The sequence below is a fragment of the Candidatus Firestonebacteria bacterium RIFOXYD2_FULL_39_29 genome, assembly GCA_001778375.1.
Lineage (GTDB): Bacteria > Oederibacteriota > D2-FULL-39-29 > D2-FULL-39-29 > D2-FULL-39-29 > D2-FULL-39-29.
Map to the genome: position 1 here is coordinate 1 of MFGV01000088.1, position 11,322 is coordinate 11,322.

Annotated in this window: 12 protein-coding genes; all 12 read left to right on the forward strand. The window is 40.3% G+C overall.

Annotated elements, in window-relative coordinates:
- The first annotated feature begins 97 nt into the window (after positions 1-97).
- The 12 genes from A2536_07050 to A2536_07105 all read left to right on the forward strand — a co-directional run bounded on the left by A2536_07050 (position 98) and on the right by A2536_07105 (position 11,190).
- Complete coding sequence (locus A2536_07050) at positions 98-958, forward strand: 2-oxoacid ferredoxin oxidoreductase (protein OGF44383.1); 861 nt, start codon at positions 98-100, stop codon at positions 956-958.
- A 110-nt stretch (positions 959-1,068) separates the two neighbouring features.
- Complete coding sequence (locus tag A2536_07055) at positions 1,069-1,317, forward strand: hypothetical protein (GenBank protein ID OGF44373.1); 249 nt, start codon at positions 1,069-1,071, stop codon at positions 1,315-1,317.
- Entirely contained in the window at positions 1,317-1,685 is a 369-nt protein-coding gene (locus A2536_07060; GenBank protein ID OGF44374.1) for a hypothetical protein, read from the forward strand. Before A2536_07055 ends, A2536_07060 begins: the two co-directional genes overlap by 1 nt.
- 142 nt (positions 1,686-1,827) lie before the next feature.
- Positions 1,828-4,191: a hypothetical protein gene (locus A2536_07065; GenBank protein OGF44375.1), complete on the forward strand. Its 2,364-nt coding sequence runs from the start codon at positions 1,828-1,830 to the stop codon at positions 4,189-4,191.
- On the forward strand, positions 4,188-5,255 hold the full coding sequence (locus tag A2536_07070) for a hypothetical protein (protein OGF44376.1): 1,068 nt from the start codon (positions 4,188-4,190) through the stop codon (positions 5,253-5,255). The genes A2536_07065 and A2536_07070 overlap by 4 nt, the downstream gene beginning before the upstream one ends.
- 33 nt (positions 5,256-5,288) lie before the next feature.
- Positions 5,289-6,035, forward strand: a complete 747-nt coding sequence (locus tag A2536_07075) for a hypothetical protein (GenBank protein ID OGF44377.1) — start codon at positions 5,289-5,291, stop codon at positions 6,033-6,035.
- A complete protein-coding gene (locus tag A2536_07080) occupies positions 6,013-6,966 on the forward strand; it encodes a ribose-phosphate pyrophosphokinase (GenBank protein ID OGF44378.1) in 954 nt (317 codons plus the stop codon). Before A2536_07075 ends, A2536_07080 begins: the two co-directional genes overlap by 23 nt.
- A gap of 210 nt (positions 6,967-7,176) precedes the next feature.
- A complete protein-coding gene (locus A2536_07085; protein OGF44379.1) occupies positions 7,177-7,902 on the forward strand; it encodes a hypothetical protein in 726 nt (241 codons plus the stop codon).
- Entirely contained in the window at positions 7,899-8,450 is a 552-nt protein-coding gene (locus tag A2536_07090) for an aminoacyl-tRNA hydrolase (protein ID OGF44380.1), read from the forward strand. The genes A2536_07085 and A2536_07090 overlap by 4 nt, the downstream gene beginning before the upstream one ends.
- Positions 8,451-8,777 carry a hypothetical protein gene (locus A2536_07095; protein ID OGF44381.1) on the forward strand — a complete coding sequence of 109 codons (327 nt, stop codon included), beginning with the start codon at positions 8,451-8,453 and terminating at the stop codon, positions 8,775-8,777.
- Positions 8,778-8,779: 2 nt separating this feature from the next.
- Positions 8,780-9,751 carry a hypothetical protein gene (locus A2536_07100; protein ID OGF44382.1) on the forward strand — a complete coding sequence of 324 codons (972 nt, stop codon included), beginning with the start codon at positions 8,780-8,782 and terminating at the stop codon, positions 9,749-9,751.
- 515 nt (positions 9,752-10,266) lie between these two features.
- On the forward strand, positions 10,267-11,190 hold the full coding sequence (locus A2536_07105) for a UDP-glucose 4-epimerase (GenBank protein ID OGF44384.1): 924 nt from the start codon (positions 10,267-10,269) through the stop codon (positions 11,188-11,190).
- Positions 11,191-11,322: the final 132 nt, after the last annotated feature.

Sequence of the window (11,322 nt, forward strand, 5' to 3'; positions counted from 1 at the left end):
AAGTTCGGTTAAAAAACCGCTTCTTGGTTCCAGTTGTCAAAGAACGGTGTTTCTAGAAATAATTGCGACACAGTCTGAATTTCTTATTGGAGCTATAATGGTTGTGAAATCAGATTTTGACAGCACTGATCCGGTTGCCTGGTGCCCGGGGTGCGGGAACTATGCGATACTCGGGTCTATTAAAGAGTCTCTGGTTGAACTCGGTCTCGAGCCCTGGCAGGTTATATTGGTTTCAGGAATCGGGCAGGCGGCAAAACTTCCGCATTACTTGAAATGCAATCTTTTTAACGGTTTGCATGGGAGAGCTTTGCCTGCTGCATTCGGGATTAAAGCTGTTAACCATAAAATGAAAGTTATCGTACACGGCGGAGATGGGGATGCATATGCGGAAGGCGGCAATCACTTTGTCCATGCGATAAGACGCAATGCTGATATTACTTATTTTGTTCATGATAATCAGATCTATGCTCTTACAAAAGGCCAGGCTTCTCCGACTACCGATAGAGGTATGAAGAGTGGAACGACTCCTTTTGGAAGCTTCAACGAGCCTGAACATCCAATCGCTATGGCAATCGCGCTAAATTGCACCTTCGTTGCCCGCGCATTTGCGGGAGACCCGGTACATCTGAAAAAAATAATGACCGCAGCACTTTCTCATAGAGGTTTCGCTTTTGTTGATATCCTGCAGCCTTGTGTAACTTTTAATAAAATTAACACTTATCAGTGGTATCGGGATAGGGTGTATAATCTGGACGATGACCAGGCATATAACTCTCTTGACCGAAGCGCCGCTTTTAATAAATCCCTGGAATGGGGTGATAAGATCCCAACAGGAATAATCTACAAATGCGATCGCCCTGTATATGAAGATCACTCGCCTGTAAACAAAGACGTCTCTCTTTCAAGAGAGGAGTTGAGGCCTCCGCAATTGGAAGAGCTAGTAAAAAAGTACTTTTAAAGAGGGGGCTGACAACGTGTTTCGGTGCCTGTCCCACTTGTATATACAATATAGTTGTATCTGTATTGACATATTGTTTGTGTTTTGTTATGATGTGTTTGGAGGTTTTTATGAAAACTATCATGAAATCATTGAGGTTTCCTGTTGAGATTTTGGATAAAAGCAGGGAGGTTATGAGAAAAAAGAAGATTAATTTTACTCAACTCACTATGGCGGCTGTTTCTAATTATGTCGCAGAAGTAAAGTATGAGGAAAAAGTTAATGAGGCTTTTGGAATATGGAAAACTTCTAAACACAAAGAGTTAAAGAACGGTACTGACAGTTATATCAGGAAAGTTAGAAGGACGGGGAAGGGGTAATGCAGGTATTTGATACAGATGTTATAATTGATGCGCTTCGCGGTGTGGAACCGGCGAAAGAATTATTGCTGAAATATAAGAAGAATAATTATATCAGCGCCATAACCAGAGGCGAAGTATATTTTGGCATGAGAAAAGAAGAAAGATATAGAACAGTTGCTCTTCTTGACTGCTTTAAAGAAATACCCGTGGATAAAGAGATAATAGAAATAGCCTATGATATAAAAAAGGTTACAAAAAATCTTACACTAACGCTGAATGATTGCTTGATTTGCGCTACAGCGGTAAAGTTGAATGAATTTATAGTGACAAGGAACGCAAAGCACTATCCCTCTAAATATGTCAGAACAATCAAGCCCAGGTATTAACCAGGAAAAATACTTCTAAGATCGGGGACAGACACCGAGAAAGATCGTTGTCAGTCCCCTTGTTGTTATCAGGGGGCAAAAAGATTGCCCCCTGATAACAAAATACTTTGTACTTATCAATTTTTGTTGTATAATTATCCTTGTGAAAACATTTAAAAGTAAAATACCTGCGTTACTCGGAGTACTTGCATTTTTCCTGCCTCTTTCCATATATGTTTTTACTACCTGTCCTACTGTTTTTGCCGGGGATAGCGGGGAATTAATCACTGCCGCCTTCACTCTGGGTGTGGCACACCCGCCGGGGTATCCTTTGTTTTGCCTTCTAGGCAAGTTGTTTTCATATTTATCTATTGCTACTATTGCTTTTAGGGTTAATCTTGTTGCAGGTTTCTTTGCAGCTTTATCTGTTTATGTCCTATATCTACTTATTAAAAAATTGATTTCAGGAAATATGGGAGTCTTTCTTGCTTTTTGCGGAGCGCTTCTTCTGGCTTTCTCCGGTATTTTTTGGGAACAGGCGCTTTTTGCAAAAGGATCTCTTTATATGATTAATTCTTTTCTTATTATTCTTCTCTATTATCTTCTTGTTATTGAAGCATCACCCATACTCCTGGGATTTGTTGCAGGGCTTTCTTTGACTAATCACCATACGGCCCTCATTTTTGTCGGGATGGCTTTTCTTTTTCTCTTCTTTACAAAAAAGGACAGAGTAAAAGCCCTGGCAGGTTTTTCGATTATAGCGGTTGTTACTGCTATAGCGGTGTATTTGTACCTGCCTTTTTCTGCGTCGAGCAAACCGCCGATTAACTGGGGGAACCCGAAGGATCTAGAAAGCGCGCTTTTTCATATTTTCCGCGTGCAGTACGGAGATTTGAAAATGCCTCTTACCTTGGCGGTATATTTAAAGAAAGTATTTGTATATGGTAAGCTGGTGGTAATGCAGTTTGATTTCATTTCTCTAATGGCGATATTTGGAATATTTTATCTTTTTAAAAGCAATAAGGTAAATGCCTGTCTTCTTCTCTTTTCTTTTGTTGTGTTTTTCTTTCCCCTTCTTTATAAAATAGAGAATAATCTAACGATTCATGTTATCTATATGAATAGAGTGTTTTTTATTCCGCTGCTTGCAATTTCTACAATTTGGATTGCTGCAGGGTTTGCATTTCTGCTTGAAAAATCAAATAAATATAAGTTTCTTTATTTAATTCCGGTTGTCCTGCCTTTTCTGCTTTTTGGGATAAACTACAGAAAAACTGATAGGAGTAAAAACTTTCTTGTTTATGATTACGGGGTGAATACTTTTAAGTCTGTAGAAAAAGATGCGATTCTTTTTACCTCAGGAGATCATTCGGCTTTTATTTCTACATATCTTAAAGTTGTTGAAAAAGCCAGACCCGATATAACTTGTTATGATGATACCGGCTCCGTGTTTGAAAATATTTATGGCGAGGATTTTTTGCGAATGAATAAAGGAATGCACGAACAACGTCTTACTGACGTACAAATACGTATTCTTCAGACTTCCGGAAAATTTGTATATTTCGTACTGGGGAATAACCTTCAGAATTTAGCTTTTTTTAATGAGAGTGTTGCATATAAACCCTATGGGTTGGTTTATAAAATAACGAGAGAGGAAAAGGGATCTTTTTATCGTAAGGAGGTATGGCGAGATTTCAATATTAGAAATCTTGAGAATTTTAAGCCGGATGATTATCTCGAAACTGATCTCGCAAGCCAGATATATTTTATGAAGGGTGAGGAGTTATATTACAGGGGTATGATTTCTGAAGCGGACAAGGCTTATGATAGGGCTATTGAGGTGGGAAGGGATGTGGATACTTTACAGAATAATATGAATGTTGTCTTCATGCGCCCCGAGTTCAAAGGTAAGATGCTTAAATTCGCGCAGGATGTAGTTAAGAGAAATCCCTATCAGGCCGATGCGCACAGTAATATGGGAAATGCTTATATTTTATTGAATGACCCGGACAACGCTATACTTGAATATAAAAAATCTCTTGAGATAGAGCCCAAGAGCGCAGAGACCAGGCACAACATGGGTGTTGCTTACATGAAAAAGAAAGACTATGAAAATGCTGCAGGGTGTTTTAAAAGTTCGGTAGAACTCTATCCTGTGGTACCTGCTGATTTTATTAACCTGATGGATTGTTATGCTAAAATGAACAGGATAACGGAGGCGGTGAATGCGGCCGCTACCGGTGCCAGATTCCATCCAAACAGCTCTGAAATAAGAATGAGTTGCGGTAATCTGTTGCTGCGTGCAAACAGATATGAAGAAGCTCTTGAAAATTACGAATATATCGTAAAGAATATAAATGCCGGTATTCCTGAAGTCTATAATAATATAGGGGTAACACTGCTTCGGATGAAAAGAGTAGCGCAGTCTGAAGCATATTTTAAAAAAGCGGTGGAAATAAAACCCGAATATAACGAAGCAAGGAAAAACCTTAAAGACGTGAGGGAGTTTTTAAAAAACCAAAAATGATACAATATTTAAAAAAAGCAGAAAAGTTTCGAAGCCTGTCAAAATTTAAGGAAGCCGCAAAATATTACGTGCTTGCTGCGAAGAAAAATCCTTCGTATGATGCCTGTTACGGTCTGGGTGATATGTACAGGATGATAGGAGAATTCCGGAAGGCACTTTGGGCTTATAAAAAAGCATATTGGTTTATAAAAAACAATAAAGTGCCTGTGGCAAAAAGCGCAGACATTGATATGGGAGCGGGCATGGCGTTCAGAGCTCTGATGGATTACAAAAGGTCTTCCAAACTGTTTATAAATGCCCGGGAGATGTACAAATTAATAAACGACACGGAAGGTGCTGCTTATGCTTTGTGGTGCCTAGGCGGATTAAACAGAATAACGGGTGATTTGAGAGGGGCTATTAAAAATCTTGATAAATCTTTAGTTCTGTTTAAAAAATCCGGTAACAAGTCAAGTGTTGCCTATGCTCTTTGCGCCCGGGGCGGAACGCTGCGCATTATGGGACGGTTTAAAAAATCACTGACGTGTTACAGAGTTGCAAATAAATATTTTGTAAAATGCAAAGATATTTTCGGGCAGGCGTACTCAAATTGCGGGATGGGGAGCGCGGTACGGATGCTCGGCAAATACCGGCTGTCGGAGGCGCGGTACAAAAAAGCGGAAAGGCTTTATTCTTCATTTAAGGATGAAATAAATTATGCCTATGTCCTTTGGGGTCACGCGAATACTCTTCTTTGTCTAGGGAAGTTTACAGAAGCGGGGAAACTAAACAAGAAAGCAGGTGGGCTCTTTAGAAAATGGAAAGATGAGAGGGGGCTGGTTTATATTCTTCTTCAGGCAGGGGAGCTTGAACGAAACTCAGGGAGTAAAGTAAGGGCCATAAAATTCTTTAAAAGAGCCATAAGAATAAGCAGAAAACACGGCCTAAAAATAGAGGAAATTTACGGGCAAATGGGTGTTTATCTTACAACAAAGAAAGGGTTAAACCCTATACAAAAGTATGATAAATTCAATACAAAATGGTATAGTGTTTTAAAAAAGAACAGTATACTCAATTTCCCTTGATTTTTCTTCATAAAACCGCTAAAATACTTCCCTATGTTTGCGGTAGTTCTTGCCGGCGGTATGGGAAAACGGATGAAGTCCGCCCTACCCAAGGTATTGCATAAAGTCTGCGGGAAACCAATGATTTTGCATATTTTAAACCAGCTTAACTCTATGCGGGAATTAGAGAAAGCCGTGGTGGTGGTAGGCTACAAAAGGGCTTTGGTAAAAAAAGTCCTGCCGAAATGGTTAAAGACAGCAGTGCAAAAAAAGATGCTCGGGACCGGGGACGCGGTGAAAAGCGCCAGATATCATTTTGAAAAGTATGATGGAGAGGTGATGATCCTTTGCGGGGATACGCCACTTGTGAAAGCGGCAACCCTGGAAAAGGTACTTAGTACCCATAAAGAAGAGAAGAACGACGCGACCATTGTGACGACTTTTGTGAAGGACCCGACTAACTACGGACGGATCCTCAGGGATAGAAAAGGCCGGGCGGCCGGAATAGTAGAAGAAAAAAGCGCTTCGATAAAAGAAAAAAAGATAAAAGAGATCAATGCGGGTATATATTGTTTTGATTCTAAAAAATTGTGTTATGCACTGTCAAGGATAAAGAAAAACAAGTTGAAAGGTGAGTATTACCTGACGGATGCTATAGAAATCTTAAGAAAAAAAAGATTCAAGATCGGAACGGCTTTGGCAAAGGATCCGGGGGAAGTAATGGGTGTTGACGACCCTGTCCGGCTTAAGGCTGCCGAAAAATATCTTAGGGGGCATAATGCTGGTTCTAAGAAACTATAAGCTGAAAGTGTTCGGTGGAAGTGCGAATCCCGAACTGGTAACAAAGATCTGCAAGTACTTGCACACTTCGGTTGGAAAGATGGAGTTAAAAAGATTTCCCGACGGCGAAACCTGGGTAAAGATCGCCGATAATGTGAGAGGCGCTGATTGTTTTGTTGTTCAACCGACTTGCATGCCGACAAATGAAAATCTGGTGGAATTATTCTTAATGATAGATGCTTTTAAGCGGTCATCGGCCAGAAGAATTACCGTGGTAATTCCATATTATGCTTATGCGAGACAGGATAGAAAAGATCAGCCGAGAGTAGCTATTTCCGCAAAACTGATAGCGAATCTTTTAACCAGTGCCGGTGCATCCCGGATTATAGCTATGGATTTACACGCAGCACAGGTGCAGGGCTTTTTTGATATACCGGTAGATCATTTGATTGCAGAACCGGTTCTTGCAAGGGAGTTTGCGAAGAAAAAAATTCCTAATCTGGTTATTGCCGCCTCGGATATGGGCGGATCTAAGATGGCGAGAAGTTTTGCCGAACGGCTTGGTACTTCAATAGCAATCGTGGACAAGAGAAGACATCATTCTCATAAAGTGGAAGCACTTTCCCTTATAGGGGATGTTGCCGGAAAGAATGTTTTAATACCTGATGATATGATATCAACGGCCGGTACCATGGTGGAAGCAGCAAGGTTTTTGCAAAAACATGGGGCAAAGGATATCTATGCCTGCTGTACTCATCCGGTATTTTCCGGCAGTGCTTTGGAAAAAATAGAGAATTCGGTTATAAAAGAAGTTATGGTAACGGATACTATTCCTTTAACGGAACAGGCGAAGAAGATTAAAAAAATAAAAGTTATAACGGTGTCGGGAGTTCTGGGAGAGGCTATAAAGAGCATTCATAACGAGACCTCTGTAACAAAATTATTCCGTTAACAAGATAACGAAAAAAAGAGGTAGCGGTAAGCTAGACATAAAAGATATATAAAAACGGCCAGGGAAATTGGAACTATAGTAAATATCAGTGTCCACCTGAGGTGAGATCTCGTCCGCTACAATGCTTGTTGCGAGACCTCGACAAAAGGCGGAGAATCCGATAGTTTCGCAATCTGTGGAATCGTTTTAAAATAGAAAGTAGGAGGAAATATGGAGCAGGTAGAATTAAAAGCAAAAGTAAGGGACAGTAAAGGTAAAAATGCTGCCCGTCGTCAAAGAGTAAACGCGGAAATTCCTGCGGTACTTTACGGTAAAAAGGAAGAAGGAGTATCTCTCTCCCTTGTAAGTAAAGAAGTAGGAAAAGTTATTGCGACGAAGGGCCGTAACGCAATGCTTACTTTGAAGATTGACGGCAAGGCTGATGTTGCCGTGATGTTCAAAGAACTTCAGAAGCATCCGGTAACAGGCGAGATTATTCATGTAGATCTTTACAAAATTAATATGAAGGAAGCGATTATAGTTCTTGTGAAGACAAAAATATCCGGGGAAGCCCCCGGTGTTAAGCTTGGCGGTATACTGGAGCAGCCGTTAAGGCAACTTCGAATAAAGGCTTTGCCTGACAGAATTCCTGAAGCGATAGTTGTTGAAGTTTCCGGTTTGAATATTAATGATTCAATTCATGTGGAAGATTTAAAGCTTGGTGAAGGTGTCCAGGTGCTGGATAATCCGAGAGATGTAGTTGCTACTATCAGCGTAGTTAAAGAAGAAGTTGAACCGGTACCCGGTGAAGTTGCTCCTGATGCTCCGACCGGTCCTGAAGTTATCGGAGAGAAAGAACGTGAAGAAAGACGCCTTGCGGTTGAAAAAGAAAAAGAAGGTAAAGGCAAGGAAAAAGCTGAAGCGAAAGACGAAGCGAAAAAAGACGCTAAAAAATGAAACTGGTAATTGGGCTTGGCAATCCCGGCGAGAAGTACTTAAATACGCGGCATAACGCCGGCTTTCTCGTAATTGATGAGCTTGCAAACCGGCTTAGCCTCCGGGTTTCTAGGAAGGAGTGTTTTTCCTTGCTTGCAGAAAAGAAAGAAGCGGCTTACGCAAAACCGCAAACGTTCATGAATAAAAGCGGGGATGCGGTAAAGTGCATGCTTAGTAAGTTCGACAGTACCGTAAAAGACCTTGTTGTGGTTTATGATGATCTGGATCTTCCGCTTGGCAAGCTTCGAGTCCGTCACGGCGGAAGTAGCGGCGGCCACAAAGGTGTTCAGTCTATTATTGATTGCCTGGCGGATACGGGTTTTACCCGAATTCGCCTGGGTATCTCGGGTGAAGAAAAACCAAAAGCAGTTGTAGACTATGTACTTTCCCAATTTAAAAAAGAAGAAAAAGAAACTTTGCAAAATTCGCTTATTTTGGCGGCTGATGCCGTGGAGTTTCTGCTTGCCGGTAATACAGTCGAAGCCGCAATGAACAAGTATAACGGTTAAATGGCTAAAATATTTTCTATTATATTCTTAATTATTTTTCTCTCCGGTCTTTTGGCTTATATTATTGTTAACACCCCGCATGGCGTAAAAGCGGCGGCAGAAGAAAAAATAGATCCTAAAATAGAAAAATATTGTCTTGTAAATATAAATACCGCAAAAGAGATGGAACTTGATACTCTTCCCTCAATAGGGCAGTCTACTGCAAAAAGAATAATTGATTACAGAAGTAAAAACGGTAAGTTTAAGAGCATAAATGAACTAAAGAATATTAAGGGTATAGGCGAAAAAACTTTTGAAAAACTAAAAGATAGAATTAGCGCGGAGTAAGAATGCTTATAGGGGAGAACATAGCGGGGCGGAGTCCGGCAGTAAAAAAAGTATACAACCTTATCTCAAAAGTTGCGCCTACCGATTCTACCGTACTTCTGACCGGTGAGACCGGGGTTGGAAAAGGCGTATTTGCCGAAGCCATCCATAGGCTTAGCAAACGTGTTGAAGGTCCTTTTGTTTCGATAAATTGCTCTGCCATTCCGGAAGCCTTATTGGAAAGCGAACTTTTTGGATATAAAAAAGGTTCCTATACCGGGGCTACTGCCGACAGAAAAGGTCTTATGGAAGAGGCCAATAAAGGTTCAATATTCCTGGATGAGATCGGGGATATGTCGCTGTCGCTTCAGTCTAAGATGCTTCATGTGCTGGAAAACGGAGAGGTAAGGCGGCTTGGAGACAATGAATATAAAAAGATTGATGTGAGAATAATTGCTGCTACCAATAAAGATCTATGGAAGGAAATCGGTCTGGGAAAATTCAGAGAAGATCTTTTTTTTCGTATTAACGTTATACGTCTTCATATCCCGCCGCTTCGCGAGAGACGGGAAGATATTCAAATACTTATCAGGTATTTTATGGAGAAGTACAATAAAGATTACAGTAAAGACGTTATTCGTATTTCTGATGAAGTTCTTTCGGTCCTTTTAAATTATGATTATCCGGGTAATGTAAGAGAACTTGAAAATATAGTAAAGCATGCAATAATATTTTCGGAGAACGGTATTATCACCAAATCAGATCTCCCTTCCGGAATGCCGGAACCGACGCTATTAGAAGCTCCAAAAGGAGAATTATTCAAAGAGAGGAATATCCTGGGAGAAGATTTTGAAACAATAGCCTCCATGGAAAAACGCCTTATTTCTGAGACCCTGCAAAAGACAAATAACAATCACACAATTACCGCGAAAAAACTCGGAGTTTCCCGTTCCACACTCTGGAGAAAAATGAAAGAGTACGGGATTGAGAAATAATAATTACTAAGAATAAATAACTAAGCACTAAAAAGGAAGATATTTAATATAGTTCCAATGATTTTTTAATATTTCAGGGTTTATTGTTTTAAAGTTTGTTTAGTGCTTAGAATTTAGATCTTAGTGATTAATTTACTGGGGGCTTATGAAAACAAAGAAGTTAGACAAGAAAAAAATAATACTGCCGGACGGAAGATATTTAGTGTATTACGGATGGAAAAAGGAAAAAAAGTTTAAATCAAGTAAAAATTCAAAATGAACCTCTCCGACCTTATCCTCCTAAAAGATTGGCGGATCCGCTAAGGGCGAGATCTCGGCAGAAACTCTGATGGACATGCTGATTGGGGTTTTCTTTGGCATAACGTCATAAAATTTGTTTTTGATTGTGAAAATCATCTAAAATTCCGATGACAGATAATCCTTGTTTTTTGGCAAAAAGCTATTGTATACTAATATAAACCAAGTGTTTTTGCGATAAAGTGGAAGTAAATATTATGATTTTGGAGGAAGATATTATGAAAGTAGTAATTACCGGCGGGGCGGGGTTTATAGGGTCTCATATCGGGGATTTACTTGTTGAAAAAGGGTACGAGGTGATCGCGATTGATAATCTTTTTTCCGGAAGAGTTGGAAATGTTAATAAAAAAGCGCGGTTCTACAAAGCGGACATAAGGAGCGGGGAGATACTTCAGATACTTAAAAAAGAGAAACCGTATTTTATCGTCCATGAAGCGGCTCAAATGAGCGTATCAGCTTCGGTGAGGGATCCTCTTTTTGATGCGGAAAACAATATAATAGGCACGCTTAATCTTTTAGAGTTTGCCAGGACAAACGGTGTTAAAAAATTTGTTTTTGCTTCTTCCGGCGGTACGGTTTATGGCGAGCCGGTTAAATTTCCTGTAACCGAAAAATTTCCTCTCGGAGCGGTGTCACCTTACGGAATTTCAAAGATGACGGCAGAATATTATTTTAAATTTTACAAAAAACAGTATAATCTGAATTATACCTGCCTCCGCTATTCCAATGTCTACGGGCCGAGACAGGACCCTCACGGAGAGGCCGGGGTAATGGCAATTTTTTCGAAAGCCATGCTTGCCGGTATAACGCCTACAATAAACGGGGACGGGAAATATATAAGGGATTATGTCTATTGCAAGGACGTGGCAAGAGCAAATCTTCTGGCCCTTGAGAGCGGATACTGCGGCAGCATTAATATAGGTACGGGTAGAGGGGCTGATGTTAATGAGATTTACGGGCATATTGCTAGAGCCGCAGGTTTTAAATCCAAACCTAATTATGGTCCGGAGCGAGCCGGAGATATCAGAAAAAATATATTATCGGCGGCAGAAGCCAAGAAAGTCTTAAAATGGGTGCCTAAGATGAAGCTCGAAAAAGGCATCAAAGAAACGGTAGCGTACTTTAAAGAACAGAAAAATTAAGACGCTAATAACTAAACAATAACTAAGAATTAAGCATTAAATTCTAGTGTGCCAAGGGAAGCGTATTTGTTTAAGCTGGTGAAAGTCCAGTGCAGGCAAAGGTAAAGCCGACCAGCCTGTAATCAAACCTTG